The sequence below is a fragment of the Siccirubricoccus sp. G192 genome (assembly GCF_019084075.1).
Classification (GTDB): domain Bacteria; phylum Pseudomonadota; class Alphaproteobacteria; order Acetobacterales; family Acetobacteraceae; genus G192.
Genome location: NZ_JAHREN010000001.1, coordinates 1856763 through 1871322, shown reverse-complemented (window position 1 = coordinate 1871322; position 14560 = coordinate 1856763). Strand labels below are relative to the sequence as shown.

General features: G+C 71.1%; 15 protein-coding genes. 8 read left to right on the top strand and 7 right to left on the bottom strand.

Annotated elements, in window-relative coordinates:
• Window positions 1–29: 29 nt before the first annotated feature.
• The gene (locus tag KSF81_RS08860; RefSeq protein ID WP_217378665.1) at window positions 30–1508 is read right to left on the bottom strand and encodes an AAA family ATPase; all 1479 of its coding nucleotides are present in this window, start codon (window positions 1506–1508) and stop codon (window positions 30–32) included.
• Window positions 1505–2104: a pyridoxamine 5'-phosphate oxidase gene (gene pdxH / locus KSF81_RS08855; RefSeq protein ID WP_217378664.1), complete on the bottom strand. Its 600-nt coding sequence runs from the start codon at window positions 2102–2104 to the stop codon at window positions 1505–1507. The genes KSF81_RS08860 and pdxH overlap by 4 nt, the downstream gene beginning before the upstream one ends.
• 182 nt (window positions 2105–2286) lie before the next feature.
• Here pdxH and fabI point away from each other — a divergent pair, with 182 nt between their 5' ends.
• The 5 genes from fabI (at window position 2287) to KSF81_RS08830 (ending at window position 7723) form a co-directional block, all read left to right on the top strand.
• Window positions 2287–3120 (top strand): enoyl-ACP reductase FabI, encoded by an 834-nt coding sequence (fabI, locus tag KSF81_RS08850; RefSeq protein WP_217378663.1) that lies wholly within the window; start codon window positions 2287–2289, stop codon window positions 3118–3120.
• A 534-nt stretch (window positions 3121–3654) separates the two neighbouring features.
• Window positions 3655–4845, top strand: a complete 1191-nt coding sequence (locus KSF81_RS08845; protein WP_217378662.1) for a hypothetical protein — start codon at window positions 3655–3657, stop codon at window positions 4843–4845.
• Between the two features lie 140 nt (window positions 4846–4985).
• Complete coding sequence (gene aroC / locus KSF81_RS08840) at window positions 4986–6092, top strand: chorismate synthase (protein ID WP_217378661.1); 1107 nt, start codon at window positions 4986–4988, stop codon at window positions 6090–6092.
• Window positions 6093–6227: 135 nt separating this feature from the next.
• Complete coding sequence (locus tag KSF81_RS08835; RefSeq protein ID WP_217378660.1) at window positions 6228–7583, top strand: hypothetical protein; 1356 nt, start codon at window positions 6228–6230, stop codon at window positions 7581–7583.
• Complete coding sequence (locus tag KSF81_RS08830) at window positions 7580–7723, top strand: peptide chain release factor 1 (protein WP_217378659.1); 144 nt, start codon at window positions 7580–7582, stop codon at window positions 7721–7723. The genes KSF81_RS08835 and KSF81_RS08830 overlap by 4 nt, the downstream gene beginning before the upstream one ends.
• 81 nt (window positions 7724–7804) lie before the next feature.
• On the opposite strand, the gene KSF81_RS08825 is transcribed toward KSF81_RS08830, so the two are convergent.
• The 4 genes from KSF81_RS08825 to KSF81_RS08810 form a co-directional block, all read right to left on the bottom strand.
• On the bottom strand, window positions 7805–9007 hold the full coding sequence (locus KSF81_RS08825; protein ID WP_217378658.1) for an acetyl-CoA C-acyltransferase: 1203 nt from the start codon (window positions 9005–9007) through the stop codon (window positions 7805–7807).
• A gap of 20 nt (window positions 9008–9027) precedes the next feature.
• Window positions 9028–9456, bottom strand: coding sequence for a PaaI family thioesterase (locus KSF81_RS08820; protein ID WP_217378657.1), 429 nt, complete (start codon window positions 9454–9456; stop codon window positions 9028–9030).
• A gap of 358 nt (window positions 9457–9814) precedes the next feature.
• Window positions 9815–10171, bottom strand: coding sequence for a hypothetical protein (locus KSF81_RS08815; RefSeq protein ID WP_217378656.1), 357 nt, complete (start codon window positions 10169–10171; stop codon window positions 9815–9817).
• Window positions 10171–10551 (bottom strand): hypothetical protein, encoded by a 381-nt coding sequence (locus KSF81_RS08810; RefSeq protein WP_217378655.1) that lies wholly within the window; start codon window positions 10549–10551, stop codon window positions 10171–10173. The genes KSF81_RS08815 and KSF81_RS08810 overlap by 1 nt, the downstream gene beginning before the upstream one ends.
• Window positions 10552–10853: 302 nt before the next feature.
• Here KSF81_RS08810 and KSF81_RS08805 point away from each other — a divergent pair, with 302 nt between their 5' ends.
• The 3 genes from KSF81_RS08805 to KSF81_RS08795 all read left to right on the top strand — a co-directional run bounded on the left by KSF81_RS08805 (window position 10854) and on the right by KSF81_RS08795 (window position 13835).
• A complete protein-coding gene (locus tag KSF81_RS08805) occupies window positions 10854–11690 on the top strand; it encodes a transposase (RefSeq protein WP_217378654.1) in 837 nt (278 codons plus the stop codon).
• Window positions 11691–11789: 99 nt separating this feature from the next.
• Window positions 11790–12971 (top strand): DegT/DnrJ/EryC1/StrS aminotransferase family protein, encoded by a 1182-nt coding sequence (locus KSF81_RS08800; protein ID WP_217378653.1) that lies wholly within the window; start codon window positions 11790–11792, stop codon window positions 12969–12971.
• Window positions 12972–13112: 141 nt separating this feature from the next.
• Complete coding sequence (locus KSF81_RS08795) at window positions 13113–13835, top strand: DUF1194 domain-containing protein (RefSeq protein ID WP_217378652.1); 723 nt, start codon at window positions 13113–13115, stop codon at window positions 13833–13835.
• Between the two features lie 54 nt (window positions 13836–13889).
• Here the strand turns inward: KSF81_RS08795 and KSF81_RS08790 are convergent, their stop codons facing one another.
• Entirely contained in the window at window positions 13890–14312 is a 423-nt protein-coding gene (locus tag KSF81_RS08790; protein ID WP_217378651.1) for a DUF3775 domain-containing protein, read from the bottom strand.
• Between the last annotated feature and the right edge of the window lie 248 nt (window positions 14313–14560).

Sequence of the window (14560 nt, the reverse complement as noted above, 5' to 3'; positions counted from 1 at the left end):
GTCTCCCTGGGAACGCATGGCCGGAGTTTCTAGCACGAAGCCTGATCCCGCAACCGCAACAGCGCGCGCGCGGCGGGAATGGGATCACCGGCTGCATCCAGCGCCTGCCAGCGCAGGGGCCCAAGCTCCCGCGCCGCGGCCGCCTCCAGCACCGCGATGGTGGCGTCCGACGCATCGCCGCGCCGCGCAGCGATGCGCGCCCGCAGCACATCGAGCGGCGCCGCCAGCCAGAGCCCGGTGAAGGGCAGGCCGCAGTCCCGGGCGACCGACTCGATCGCCTCCCGCTCCTCCGGCCGCAGGAAGGCCGCATCGGCGATCACCGCATGGCCGGCACGCAGCGCCTCGCCCGCCAGCCGGCCGAGTTCCGCGAAGACCGCCGCGCTTTCGGCCGGCGCATAGGCCGCCGGCGGCAGGGGCGCTTCCGGCGCCTGGCCGTGGCGGCGCTTGCGGATCTCGTCGGAGCGCAGCACCAGCGCCCCCGGCGCGGCGCCGAGCGCGGGGGCCAGCGCCCGCGCCAGGCGGCTCTTGCCGGTGCCCTGCAAGCCGCCGATCGCCACCAGGCGGGGCGCCGCCGGCTGCAGCACCGCCTCCGCCAGCGCCAGGTAGTCGAGGCCCGCGGCGCCCCGCGCCGCCTCCACATGGGCGCGGACCAGGGCGCGGAGCGAGAGCCAAATGGGCAGCGCGCCCACCAGCCCGGCATCGCCGCCGCGCCCGATGTAGCGGTTCAGCACCCGGTTCGCGGCGGCGCGGCCCAGCCGGCATTCCAGGTCCATCAGCAGGAAGGCGAGGTCGTAGCCGGTATCGGTGCGGGCCAGCGCCTCGTCGAATTCCAGCGCGTCGAAGGGCGTCACCCGGCCCCGCCAGAGGCAGAGGTTCCGCAGATGCAGGTCGCCATGGCAGCGCCGCACCCGCCCCGCCGCCGCCCGCGCCGCCAGCAGGGGCGAAAGCCGCGCCAGCGTCGCGCCGGCCGCGGCGGCCCATGCCTCCACCCGCGCCGCCGGCAGCCCGGCCGAGAGCGCCGACTGCCGGTTCCCGTCCAGCACCGCCCGCATCGCCGCCGGCGCATCCTCGCCGGCAAGCGGCGGCAGCGCCTCATGCAGCGCGGCCACCGCATCCGCCACCTGGTCGAGCAGCTCCGGCCCCAGCGCGCCCCGGGCCGCGACGGCATCGAGGAAGTCATCGGCCGGCACCGGCGCCATGCGCAGCACCCAGTCCACCACCTCCCCCGCGCCCGCCAGCGCCAGGCTGCCATCCGCCGCGCGGGTGACGGGGAGGACATCGCGGTAGAGATCCGGCGCGAAGGGCCGGTTGATCTCCAGCTCCCGCCGCACGAAGCGCTCCCGCGCCGCCAGCTCCGTGAAGTCGAGGAAGGGCAGCCGCACCGCCTTCTTCAGCTTGAGCGCGGCGTCCGGCCCGACGAAGACCGCCGAGACATGCGTCTCGATCGGCGCCGCGCCGGCCAGACGCGCCAGCAGCGCTGCCACCGGCTGCTGCGCCGCGGGGATCACGGGTAGAGCGCCTCCAGCCGCCACGAAGCGCCTTCGCGGTGGAAGACCTGGCGGTCATGCAGGCGGAAGGGCATGTCGCGCCAGAATTCGATCCGCGCCGGCACCACCCGGAAGCCGGACCAGAATTCCGGGCGCGGGATCTCGCCGATGCCGAATTTCACGGTGTATTCCGCCACCGCCCGCTCCAGCGCGAAACGCCCTTCGAGCGGCCGCGACTGCCGGCTGGCCCAGGCGCCGATGCGGCTGCCACGCGGGCGGGTGGCGTAATAGGCATCGGCCTCGGCCTCCATCACCCGCTCCACCGCGCCCTCCACCCGGATGCTGCGGCGGAGGCTCTTCCAGTGGAAGCAGAGCGCTGCCTGCGGGTTGGCCAGAAGCTCCTCGCCCTTGCGGCTTTCGAGGTTGGTGTAGAAGACGAAGCCGCCGGGATGCGGCGCCCGCTCCACGCCCTTCAGCAGCACCATGCGGGCCGAGGGCCGCCCCTCCGGCGTGCTGGTGGCGAGGCAGACGGCATTCGGGTCGTTCGGTTCCGCGGCGGTGGCCTCGGCCATCCAGGCCTCAGATTGCGCAATGGGATCGGGGATCGTGCTGTCCATGGCATGGATTCCAAGGGGGGGCGCGGGAGCCCCAAGTGTCGCAGTTTGCCCGGCTGGAGCGTCACCGCCCGCGGCAGTTGGGGGCGAACTGGGACACGACCGGGAGCCTGTGCCCCTTGCCCGGCGAACGGGGGTGTGCCACCACGACCCACTGTTCGCAACCAGCCGGTTTCCCAAGCACAATGTCAGACGCGCCGCTCGCAGACGCCCCAACCGGCACGCTCATGGCCGGCAAGCGCGGCCTCATCATGGGGGTCGCCAATGACCGGTCCATTGCCTGGGGCATCGCCCGGGCGGTGGCCGCGCAGGGGGCCGAGGTTGCCTTCACCTATCAGGGGGAGGCGCTGGAGAAGCGCGTCCGCCCGCTGGCCGAGAGCGTCGGCAGCCGCCACGTGCTGCCCTGCGACGTGACCGACGATGCCAGCGTGGATGCCGCCTTCGCGGCCTTGCAGGCGGATTGGGGCGGGCTCGATTTCCTGGTCCATGCCATCGGCTTCGCCGACAAGCAGTATCTGCGCGGCCGCTACCTCGATACGCCACGCGACGCCTTCGCCCAGGCGCTCGACATCTCCTGCTACAGCTTCGTCTCGGTCTGCCAGCGCGCGGTGCCGCTGATGAAGCCGGGCGGGTCGCTGCTGACCATGAGCTATCTCGGTGCCGAGCGTGTCACGCCGCATTATAACGTGATGGGCGTGGCCAAGGCGGCGCTGGAGGCCAGCGTGCGCTACCTGGCGGCGGATCTCGGCGGCGTCGGCATCCGGGTGAATGCCATCAGCGCCGGGCCGATCAAGACCCTGGCGGCCAGCGGCATCGGCGATTTCCGCTACATCCTGAAATGGAACCAGTACAACAGCCCGCTGAAGCGCAACGTGACAATCGAGGAGGTGGGTGGGGCGGGGCTCTACCTGCTGAGCGACCTCGCCTCCGGCGTGACCGGGGAGGTGCATCACGTGGATAGCGGCTTCCATGTGGTGGGCATGAAGGCGGTGGACGCGCCGGATATCACCACGGTGTAGTGCCAGCCGCCCCGGGGAATGACGGGTCCGGGTGGTTGGCGGCCGTGGAAGGCCCGGCACCCGGATGTCTGCTCCACCCTCGTAGCCGGACATGGACGCAGGCCGCCCAGGCTCATATCCGGCGGCGTGGTTTGACCGGAAACCGACAGGCGGCTTTCGCGGACTGACCGGAACGAGACGGACCTTCGCGTCCCGTCCGTCGCACCGCCGAACTCGACCCTGAACGATGCTTGGCTGCGGCCCCGGGCGGACATGCCGCACCGTTGCTGCGCGGCCACCGCGCGTCGAGATGCGGTTCAGGGACCACTCGAAATCATGCCAGGAGCCCGAGGTCCCGTGCTAGCCTTCCCGTCCGGCAACTCGGACGGGGGCAGCCGCAGCGCAAGGGGAGCCATGGCAGTTCAACCGCGAGTAGGTGAATGCCGACCCCGCAGCGACAGGGTGCTCCGTGGACCAGCCGTCCCCGAACGAAGCCAGCGGTCCCGGGCCCCGTAGCGCACGGCATTCGCGGCAGCATTCGAAGACGAGATCACGATGCTTCGGACGGCGACATCTCGACCAGGCACAACACCCCTCCTCCTGAACCGCCTGCCCGGCGAGGCAGCCTGCCGCCCCGAGCAGAAGGACCCCTCCTTCATCGAGCGCGTCCGGGAGGACTACCTGAGCGACCCGGTCACCCCCTACCGCTACATCGGGTACACGAGCTCCGGCGAATCGGTGAACCAGCGTTGGAAGCTGGCGCGGTACGGCACCAACGACCTGCGCGGGGCGTGGCAGGAATTGGAGTCCCCGACGCTGATCGGGCTCTCCGGGCCCCAGCTCTGCGCCCCGGCCCTCCAGTACGAGTTCGAGGACGGCCAGCCCCGCTACAGCCTCTACATCCAGACCGCCTGCTTCGAGCCAGGCGGCGTCATCATGGAGGCGGACTCCACGGACGGGGTGACGTTTTGGGGCAGGCCGGAGCCCCTGGTGACGAAGGCCTCCGTCCAGGCAAGGCGGCCGCTCATCGGCGTCTACGACCCCAGCTATTCGCGGGTCACGGTGGAGGGCCGGATGCACGACTGCCTGACCTTCACCGGCATCACGCGGATGAACCCGCGATCGCCGCACGAGGCGATGGGGGACATCTACCTGATGCTGCGGGAACGCGGCCCGTCCCGCGCAGGATGGTCGGAGCCCCGGCTCGTCCTCGAGATGCGGGACATCATGTTCCACAACCAGCCGCGGCACGTGAAGGAAGGCTGGTGCGTCTACGAGTGGTGCCCCGAGGGCACCCAGGTCATCGGCCTCGACGACCGGCACTACCTGATGGTCGGCGTCTGCTTCCTGCCGAAGGGAGAGGGGTGCGACGGCGAGAGGCAGCGCGTCTTCTTCGCCGCGGCGGACCATATCCATGGCCCCTTCGTCGCCTTCGCCCGGCCCTTCGAGCCCGCGGACGAAAGGGGAGAGAACGGGCACCCGGACACGGTGGTCGACTGGGAGAACCAGGTCCTCGAGGTCATCCTGCAGGAGCGCGGGCGCCGCCTGCCCGACGGCAGGGGCGCGCCATGGGGCCTGCGGCATGGCCAGGTCGATCTCCAGCTATTCCGGCCGCTGATGGACGAAGCCATTTGGCGGCGCAGGCACGGCCTGCCGGACGAGGACCTGACCCGGCACCTCTGCGACGGGACCTGCTCCACGCCGATCACGCGGATGGCGACCGGAGACCTTCTGCCGCTCCGCTGAGACAGCCTGCCGTCCCGGGCCGCATCGGGTTCGCCAGGCGGACCGCCGAGGTGCCGGCAAGGCGGGACTGCGGGGCGGTTTTCCGCAAAGTGACAGATGCCCCGGAAGCGGATAGTCTGCCGCGGTTTGCTGAGGCTTGCGTGTCCCACAATACCTTCGGCCACCTCTTCCGCGTCACCACCTGGGGCGAGAGCCATGGGCCCGCCATCGGCTGCGTGGTGGATGGCTGCCCGCCGCGGCTCGCGCTCACCGAGGCCGATATCCAGCCCTATCTGGACCGCCGCCGCCCCGGCCAGTCCCGCTTCGTGACGCAGCGGCAGGAGCCGGACCAGGTGCGCATCCTCTCCGGCGTCTTCGAGGGGCTGACCACCGGCACGCCCATCGCGCTGCAGATCGAGAACCAGGACCAGCGCTCGCGCGACTATGGCGAGATCAAGGACAGCTTCCGCCCGGGCCATGCCGACCTGGCCTATGAGCTGAAATACGGCATCCGGGACTACCGCGGCGGCGGCCGCTCCTCGGCGCGGGAGACCGCCATGCGCGTCGCCGCCGGCGCCGTGGCGCGCAAGGTGCTCGGCCCGGAGGTCCGCATCCGCGCCGCCCTGGTGCAAGTGGGCGATGACCGGATCGACCGCGCCCGCTGGGCTTGGGCGGCGGTCGAGGCCAACGAGTTGTTCTGCCCCGACCCCGTCGCCGCCGCGCGCTGGGAGGAACGGCTGCTCGCCGTGCGGAAAGCCGGCTCCTCGCTCGGCGCCGTCATCGAGGTGGTGGCGGAGGGCGTGCCCCCCGGCCTCGGCGCCCCGGTCTATGGCAAGCTCGATGCCGATATCGCCGCGGCGCTGATGGGCATCAATGCGGTGAAGGGCGTCGAGATCGGCGAGGGTTTCGCCGCCGCCGCCCTCTCCGGCGAGGCCAATGCGGACGAGATGCGCATGGGCCGGGATGGGCGCGTGGCCTTCGCGGCCAACCATGCCGGCGGCGTGCTGGGCGGCATCTCCACCGGACAGGACATCGTCGCGCGTTTCGCGGTGAAGCCCACCTCCTCCATCCTGACGCCGCGCCAGGCGGTGGACCGGCAGGGCCGGGAGGTGGAGGTGCTGACCAAGGGGCGTCACGACCCCTGCGTCGGCATCCGCGCGGTGCCGGTGGGCGAGGCGATGCTGGCCCTGGTCCTGGCCGACCACCTGCTGCGCCACCGCGCCCAGAACCCGGACGCGCCCAGCGAGGCCCGGCTGCCGCGGAACTGAGCCGGCCCGATGGCCGCAGGGCCGCCCGGCCCGGAGGCCTGAATCGGCCCGGGGATGCAAGGCGCCGGCCCGATACTTGACGGCGCCGGACGGGACGGCTTTAGGAAGCAGCAACGAGGAAGACGAGAGAAGGCCATGCCCTTCGCCGACCCGCAGCCTTCCGCGGCCGCGCTCGATGCCTTCATCGCGCTCTGCGGCGAATCCGCCTGGCGCGGCCGGCTGGCGGATCTCGGCAGCCGCGCCCGGTCCGGCTCCCTCAGCGGCCGCGCCGCGCAGCACCGCCATGCGCTGGAACTCGCCCTCGCCCGGCTCTGCGACAAGGTCCTGGACGACCGCAGGGCCCTGGCCCGCGCCAGCCTGGCCGAACGCCGGCTCTGCGCCTTCGCCGGGGAGGCGGTGCAACTGGCCGAAAGCCTGCCCCCCATCCCGCGCGACAGGCTGCGGCAGGAGATCCTGGCCGGGCTGACCGGCGAGGGCACGCTGATCCCGCTGTTCCACCTGCTCCGCACCGCCGCCCAGTTCCGCAGCCGCGGCTTCGCCGTGCGCTTCGCCGGGCTGGCCGAGGGCGCGCCGCACGACCTGCTGGTGGAGCGGGACGGCGCCACCGCCGCGGTGGCCTGCGAGACCGTCTCCGCCGAGGAGGGCCGCCCGCTGCATCGCGGCGACTGGTACGCGCTGGTCGACCGCATCAATCCGGGATTGCAGAACTGGCTGGCCGCCCATCCCGGCCGCTACCTGCTGAAGATGACCCTGCCCGAGGGGATCGGCGGCCCCGACCAATTGGCCGGGTTGCAGCAGCGGATCAGCGGGCTGCTGGCGGCGGAGCGGCAGCAGGATGCCGGCGGCCTCCAGGCGGTGCTGAAGCTCGACCCGCTGATCCTGGCCGGCGCCCAGGCCCAGGATCAGGCGGGCGGCCTCCCTGCCCGGCTGCGCGCGCAATTCGGGCCGGAGGCGCATCTGGCCGTCACCGCCGATAGCGGCAGCGGCAGCGTCTTCGTCATGGCCGCCCGCGTCACGCGGGAGAACGAGATCGCCGCCGCGGTCTGCCGCCGCCTGGCCCTGGCCGCGGAACGCCGGCTCTCCGGCCGGGAACCCGGCATCCTCTCGGTCCTGCTGGAGGATGTGGACCGCACCGAATGGCAGGCGCTGCGCGAGCGGCTGGAACTGGAAGGGGCGGTGCGCCGCTTCCTCACCGCGCCGGTGGCCCGGCGGGTGGTGGCGGTTTCCTGCGCCTCGCGGCTGGAATTGTTCGGGGCGTCGCGGCCGGATGGCGCCGAGGGGGGATCTCCGCTTCCGCAACCAGGGCCATCCGGCGGCCCGGTATCCGGCGCTGGCGCCGGCCATTCTCTCCTCGATGTGATGAGGGCCGGCCAACCGCGACCGGTCGCGGAAATGCCAGGAAACCCGCCGGATTTCGCCACGTTCTTTCCCATGATCTACAAGGCCGGCCCCTTCCTTGGCCGGCCCGGTGCGAGAACGAGGACCCGATGACCGAACGAGAGTTCCAGGCCAAGCTGGCCGAGTTGGACCGGCTATTGAACGACCCCGAAGTGCGCATGGACCCCGACCGGGTCTGGACCCTGCTGGCCGAGATCAGCGCCCGGCAGGTGCAGGGCGCCGCCCGGGCCTAGATCCGGCCGCCATCGCCTTGGCTTGAACCCCGCTCCGGTGGATGCACCGGAGCGGGTTTTGCTTGTGGCCCGCCGCGCGGTTCAGGCGACCTCGAAGAGCCCCGCGGCCCCCTGGCCGCCCCCGATGCACATGGTAACGACGACGAAGCGCCCGCTGCGGCGCTTCGCCTCGATCAGCGCATGGCCGGTCATGCGCGCGCCGCTCATGCCATAGGGATGGCCGATGGAGATGGCACCGCCATCCACGTTCAGCCGGTCATCCGGGATGCCGAGCCGGTCCCGGCAATAGATCACCTGGCAGGCGAAGGCCTCGTTCAGCTCCCAGAGGTCGATATCCTCGACCTTCAGCCCGTGCTGCTTCAGCAGCTTCGGCACCGCGAAGACCGGGCCGATGCCCATCTCCGCCGGGTCGCAGCCCGCCACCGCCATGCCGCGATAGATGCCGAGCGGCTGTAGGCCGCGGCGTGACGCCTCCTGCTCCTCCATCAGCACCGCGGCCGAGGCGCCGTCCGAAAGCTGCGAGGCATTGCCGGCGGTGATGCAGCGGCCCTGCTGGATGCGCTGCCCCTCGGCCAGCACCGGCTTGAGGGAGGAAAGGCCCTCCAGCGTCGTCTCCGGCCGGTTGCCCTCATCCTTGGTGAGCGTCACCGGCTTCTGGGAGATGGCGCCGGTGGCCTTGTCCGCCACCGCCATGACGGAGGGCATGGGCACGATCTCGGCATCGAAGCGCCCGGCCGCCTGGGCCGCGGCGGTGCGCTGCTGCGAGCGCAGCGCGTATTCGTCCTGTGCCTCGCGCGAGACGCCGTAGCGTTCCGCCACGATCTCGGCGGTCTCCAGCATGGACATGTAGAGCTGCGGCACATGCTCCACCAGCCAGGGGTCGCGGGTGCGGTGCCGGTTCATCTTGTCGTTCTGCACCAGCGAGATGGATTCCAGCCCGCCGCCCACCGCCACCTGCATGCCATCCACCATCACCTGCTTCGCGGCGGTGGCGATGGCCATGAGGCCGGAGGAGCATTGCCTATCGACGCTCATGCCCGGCACGGTATCCGGCAGGCCGGCGCGCAGCGCGCATTGCCTGGCGAAATTGCTGCCCTGGCTGCCCTGCTGCAGCGCGGCGCCGAGGATGACATCCTCGACCTCCGCCGGGTCGAGCCCGGCGCGCTGCACCGCGGCGGCGATGACATGCCCGCCCAGCGCCTGGGCCTGGGTGTCGTTGAAGGCGCCGCGATAGGCGCGGCCGATCGGCGTGCGCGCGGTGGAGACGATGACGGCTGAGCGCATGGTGGCCTTCTCCCTTGCTATTAGTTCGCGCCGAGGATCTTCCACACCCCATCGGCATGCAGCACCGTGCGCTCGCCCACGGCCAGCATGCCGCGGACGAAGACCACGCTGCGGGTGCGGCGCAGCACCTCCGCCCGGCCCTCGACGAATTCTCCCGGCCGGACCGGGGCGATGAACTGGGTATTGAGCTGCACCGTCGTGCAGGCCTGCCGCCCCGCCGCCTCCCAGACCGTCATGCCGAGCAGGTCGTCGGCGAAGCTCGTCAGCATGCCGCCATGCACGACGCCGCCGATATTGAGGTGGCGCGGCTCGGCGAGGAAGCCATAGCGCCAGGTCTCGCCCTCGCGCCTGGCCAGGAAGGGGCCGATCAGCGCCGGATAGCCATCCCCGCGCATGCGCTTCCAGCCGGCGGCGAGGGGGTCGAAAGGGGGAGGCGCGGCGTCGGGCATGTTTCCTCGGCGGCTGTTGCGGGTGCCACGGCCCCGGGCCGGGCGGGCGGAACGGCATAATCCTTACCCGCTGCGGATGGCCCTTGCGAGGGAAGGTTGGGCGAGGATGCCGCCGGGGCAAGCCGGCGGGAATGGCGGATGCCGATCCTCTGGCAAACGCCGGCTTCCATCCGGCTGATGGTCCGGCAGGCCGCATGTCCCCGGGCGGACTCGAAGGCGCTTTGGCGCAAGGGCCGGGGCAGTTCGTGTTGCGGGAGATCACGCGGCAGGCACAGCGGCACCAGTGCAAGGTTGGAACCGTGCGGAGCGCAGGGAATGCGGGCAAGGCGGTCGCGTGTGGACTGGTGGAGTGAAACGCCTAGCTTGCCAGGTGTTCCCCGCTGCTCGACCGCTGCCACGAAACCGCCTCGGCAGGGATGTCGAAGGCGTTCGTGATCATCCCGATGATCGCGGAGATCAGCTTCGGGTCGCGCATCTCGAATGGGAGATACACCGTGGATGTGTTGGGCGGATGACCACGATAGCAGATGATCGCTACAGGAATCGTGCCTTCGAGCAGGAGGCCAACTCCCTGGTAATAATCCAGGTCATCGTCGCCTTCGGTGGCCTGGATATCCAGGCGGCGTGCAAAATCGGATATGGGCCGAAGCAAGATAGCCTGTGGAATGAACTCCCGCTCTTGCAGTAATTCTTCAAGGTTGGTCGGCCGCATCATCACGGCACCTGCTTGTTTGTCACGACTGCGGGTATGAACGCGAAGCCGTAGTTGTTAAGCTGGACGCCCGGTGTATGCCCGTAATACCAGCGCGCCTCGAAAGGATAGCTGTAATTCGGGTCGTGCGGCACCGGCGTGGTGAACTCTATGCCCCGCTGACCAGGGACCAGGGGACCAAAATAGGCTTTCACGGATGGTATTCCGCTGCCCCGGGCAGGCCGCCCCCAAACCTCGCCGGAAAGCGCCTGCTTGCGTGCTGTCGCGGCTGTTTGCGTTGGGGTTTCAACGCGGTGATAGATCTGTGTGCCTGTGTTTTGCGCGGAGTTACCTGATGCCGCCACATCGGTTGGACTCCCTTGGATATCAGCGCCAGCCGCCATTCCCGCGTGCCTCCCTTATCGCTGGTATCGCTGGGGGGGCCTGGCTCGACCGACCCGTCCGGTCACGGTTCGGCATGGGCGCTGATCCTGTCAAGACTACAGGAACGAAACCCGTGGAACCCGGTTTAGGGCCACTTTCGTAACAGCCTAGGCACTGTGAGGCGCCTCCGCAACTGCTGGATGGTCGCCCCTTGCCAGTATCCAGACCATACCCGCGACACGCGATGCCCAGGCGTGGCAGCCGCTGCCAGGCCATGCGGCGCCCGGTTCGGCCGGTGCCAGCAGGAAGAGCGTGCGAGCCTTTGCCGACAGGAGGAAGTCTCGGGCCATCCGCCCTGGTCGTAATCCAGGCCACGGCACCACCCGCCGCCTTCATTCCCCTTGCAATATGGAATATATTCCTGCTACTCTCCGCATCCCTGCCCCGCGGATGCCCCCACCCATGCCCAGCCTCCTCCCCCCCAGCCTTCCCCACCCGGCTCGACCTGGTCCACCGCCTCTCCCTCGACCCGATCCGCTGCCGCACCCCGCCCCGCCCCTGGACCCCGCTCACCGATGCCGAATGGCAGGCCATCGCCCCCTTCCTCGCCGCCCATGGCTGCGGCCTCAGCCTCACCCGCCGCGCCGGCCGCCCGCCCCAGGACACCCGCGCCCGGCTGGACGCCATCTTTCGCGCCGTGACGCTCAAGCACCCGCGCGGCGGCCGCGGCGCCTGGGCGCAACTGCCGCCCGAGCATGGCAAGCCGGATACCGTCTCCCGCACCCATCGCCGCTGGGCCCGCGCCCATCTCTGGGCCCGGCTGCTGGCCGAGGTCGCCTGCCCGACCTGCCCGCCGGCTTTGGGAAACCTCGCCTATCTCATCTGCTGCGCCTTCCGCCGCGCGGTCCGCGTCATGGGGCTGCGCGCCATCCTGCTGGCCCGTCGGCTGCGGCTCCACTCCGCCCTGCCCGCGCCCGCGGTGCTGCTGCCCGACCCGGATTTGTCCGAAAGGCTGCTGCCGCTCCTGCCCGCCGTCCTCAATCACCTGGCCCGCCACCCCGGCTGGCGCCCGCCACGCGGCGCCCTGCGGGGCCTCTCCGGGCTGCTCCGCCTCTGCGCCGGCCGCCGCCGCATCAGCCGCTGGATGGAACCGGCGTGAGGCCGCGGGGGCGCCGCATGTTGCACCGCGACATCGGGCGTGTTTTGCGCCGCCGCGCCCCCGGGTCTAAAGCCACCCCCGCTGCAATCGAGGCCCCGGATGAGCATCACCCCCGCCGTTGCCCCCACCCCTGCCCCCTCCCCCATCGCCTTCTTCGACATGAAGGCGCAGCAGGCGCTGATCCGGGCCGAGATCGATGCCGGCATCGCCCGCATCCTGGAGCATGGCCGCTTCATCCAGGGGCCGGAGGTGGATGCGCTGGAGGCGAAGCTGGCGGCCTTCTGTGGCGCCGCGGAATGCGTCGGCGTCTCCTCCGGCACCGATGCCCTGCAGATCGCCCTGATGGCCGAGGGCATCGGCCCCCGCGATGCGGTGTTCCTGCCCGCCTTCACCTATACCGCCACCGCCGAGGTGCCGCTGCTGCTCGGCGCCACGCCGGTCTTCGTGGATGTGGAGCCGGCCAGCTTCAATCTCGACCTCGCGGACCTGGAGCGCCGCATCGCGCTGGTGGCGAAGGAAGGGCGGCTCCGGCCGCGCGCCGTGATCGGCGTCGATCTCTACGGGTTGCCGGCGGATTGGCCGGCGATCGAGGCGCTTTGCGCCCGGCACGGCATGTTCGCCCTGGACGACGCCGCCCAGGCCTTCGGCGCCAGGCTGGAGGGGCGGCGCCTCGGCGGCTTCGCCCATGCCACGGCCTGCAGCTTCTACCCGACCAAGACGCTCGGCTGCTACGGCGATGGCGGTGCCATCATCACCAACGACCCGGCGCGGGCCGAGCTGTATCGCTCGCTCCGCACCCATGGCGAGGGCAAGTCCCGCTACGAGGTGCTGCGCACCGGCATGAACGGCAGGCTGGACAGCATCCAGGCCGCCATCCTGCTCGCCAAGCTGCCGCTGCTGGAGGCGGAGCTGGCCGCCCGCGCCCGCGCCGCCGGCTGGTATGCGGAGCGGCTGCGGGAACCCGTGGTGGCGCCGCAGGGGCGCGCGGGGGCGGAAAGCGCCTGGGGCATCTATTCCATCCTGCTGCCCGATGCCGATTCCCGTACCCGGGTGCAGGCGGCGATGCAGGCGGCCGGGGTGCCCTCCGCCATCTACTACCCGAAGCCGCTGCACCATCAGCCGGCCTATGCCGCCGCCCATGCCGGCTCGCTGGCGGGCGGGCCGCCGCCCCTGCCGGTCAGCGAGGCGCTGTGCGGGCGGGTGCTGTCCCTGCCCATGCACCCCTACCTGACGGAGGCACAGGTGGAGCGGGTCGCCGCTGCCGTCCTGTCCGGGTTGTAACCCTTCGCAAAATTGCGCCTCCCGGTGAACCGGGAGCCCCCGGCAGGCTTCCAAGAGGCGTAGCGTTGCAACCGCCCGATGGCCGCGACGGCATTCCCCATCCCGGCTGCATTCGGGTGGTTCAATCCGAAGGGGTCTGGCATGCGCCGGCGCTCCCTGCTGGCCGCGGCCGGTGCCGCGGCGATCCTGCCCCGGCCAAGGCCCGCGCGGGCCGAGGAGCCGGTGGACATGCTGCTGGTCCTGGCGGTGGATGTCAGCCGCTCGGTCGATGAGGACGAGGCGCGGCTGCAGCGGGAAGGCTACCGCGCCGCCGTCTCCGACCCCGCGGTGGTGGAGGCGATCCGCGGCGGCATGATCGGCGCCATCGCATTGGCCTATGTCGAATGGGCCGGCGCGGAGTACCAGCGCCTGGTGCTGCCCTGGACCCGCATCGGCGGCCAGGCCGATGCCACCGCCTGGTCCGAGCGGCTGGCGGAGGCACCGCGCGCCTCGCTCTCCTGGACCTCGATCTCCGCCGCGCTGGACTTCTCGCGCGGCGTGCTGGCGGAGGCGCCCTTCGAGGCGACGCGGCGGGTGGTGGATGTCTCCGGCGACGGGGTGAACAACAGCGGCGGCCCGGCCGAGGCGGCGCGCGACCGGCTGGTCGAGGAGGGCATCACCATCAACGGCCTGCCCATCATCAACGACCGCCCGACCTTCGGCCGGCTGCCGCCCCTGCCGCTCGACGAGTACTACCGGGACAGCGTGATCGGCGGCCCCGGCGCCTTCGTCATCGTGGTCGAGGATTTCCAGAGCTTCGGCAATGCGGTGAAGCGCAAGCTGATCCGCGAGATCGCCGCCCTCCCGGGGCCGGTCATGGGCTGAGCGGCCCGGTTGGCCGGCAAGATACAGGCGGCCCGGCAGGCACCAGAGGCCGGCTCAGCGCTCCACATCCTCGATGGACAGGCCGAAGGCGGCGACGCCCTCGGCCAGCAGGTCGCCCAGCATGTCCATGTTCATCAGGTAGGTGCCGGCGTCGTGGCCTTCGTTCCGCTCGGCGGCCAGGCGCACCGCCTCGGCCCAGTCCTCCGGGCCGTAATCGCCGCGGCCGGTCCAGGCGAGGGCGATCAGCGCCGCCTGCTCGTCGTCGTTCAGCTCGTTGATGAACAGCAGCAGCGCGTCATCCGTGATGTCGTCCGGATTATCCTGCAGCAGCGCCGCCTCGCTGTTCTCGTCCTCGGAAAGTTGTTCGGGCTCGGTTTCCTCCTTGCCCTGGATGGCCCGCGCCAAGTCCACCACGGTCGCCACCGTCTCCAGGCTGATGCCGAGATCCACATCGTCGTCGTCGGGCTGGTCCGCCATCGCTACCCCCTCGGGATGCTCGCGTAAGGCGGCAGGGCGGCGGGTGGTTCCCTCGGCACCGCAGATGGGTGGTCGGGAACGATGCGCCGGGCCGGGGCGTTGACCCGGGCCAGAACGGACAGCTTCAGAAAATCCTGCAAGGAAGGCTTTTAACCGATGGAGAACGCTAGCGCAAGCCTGTCGACATGGTCGCGCATCCTTGGCGCCTCCCTGGTAGCGGCCGTGGTGGCGCTGCCGCTCGCTGGGCC

Coding starts and splice junctions, on each gene's coding strand:
- pdxH (WP_217378664.1), bottom strand. CDS start 2,104: ATGGACAGCACGATCCCCGATCCCATTGCGCAATCTGAGGCCTGGATG.
- fabI (WP_217378663.1), top strand. CDS start 2,287: ATGTCAGACGCGCCGCTCGCAGACGCCCCAACCGGCACGCTCATGGCC.
- KSF81_RS08845 (WP_217378662.1), top strand. CDS start 3,655: ATGCTTCGGACGGCGACATCTCGACCAGGCACAACACCCCTCCTCCTG.
- KSF81_RS08835 (WP_217378660.1), top strand. CDS start 6,228: ATGCCCTTCGCCGACCCGCAGCCTTCCGCGGCCGCGCTCGATGCCTTC.
- KSF81_RS08830 (WP_217378659.1), top strand. CDS start 7,580: ATGACCGAACGAGAGTTCCAGGCCAAGCTGGCCGAGTTGGACCGGCTA.
- KSF81_RS08825 (WP_217378658.1), bottom strand. CDS start 9,007: ATGCGCTCAGCCGTCATCGTCTCCACCGCGCGCACGCCGATCGGCCGC.
- KSF81_RS08820 (WP_217378657.1), bottom strand. CDS start 9,456: ATGCCCGACGCCGCGCCTCCCCCTTTCGACCCCCTCGCCGCCGGCTGG.
- KSF81_RS08815 (WP_217378656.1), bottom strand. CDS start 10,171: ATGATGCGGCCGACCAACCTTGAAGAATTACTGCAAGAGCGGGAGTTC.
- KSF81_RS08810 (WP_217378655.1), bottom strand. CDS start 10,551: ATGGCGGCTGGCGCTGATATCCAAGGGAGTCCAACCGATGTGGCGGCA.
- KSF81_RS08800 (WP_217378653.1), top strand. CDS start 11,790: ATGAGCATCACCCCCGCCGTTGCCCCCACCCCTGCCCCCTCCCCCATC.
- KSF81_RS08795 (WP_217378652.1), top strand. CDS start 13,113: ATGCGCCGGCGCTCCCTGCTGGCCGCGGCCGGTGCCGCGGCGATCCTG.
- KSF81_RS08790 (WP_217378651.1), bottom strand. CDS start 14,312: ATGGCGGACCAGCCCGACGACGACGATGTGGATCTCGGCATCAGCCTG.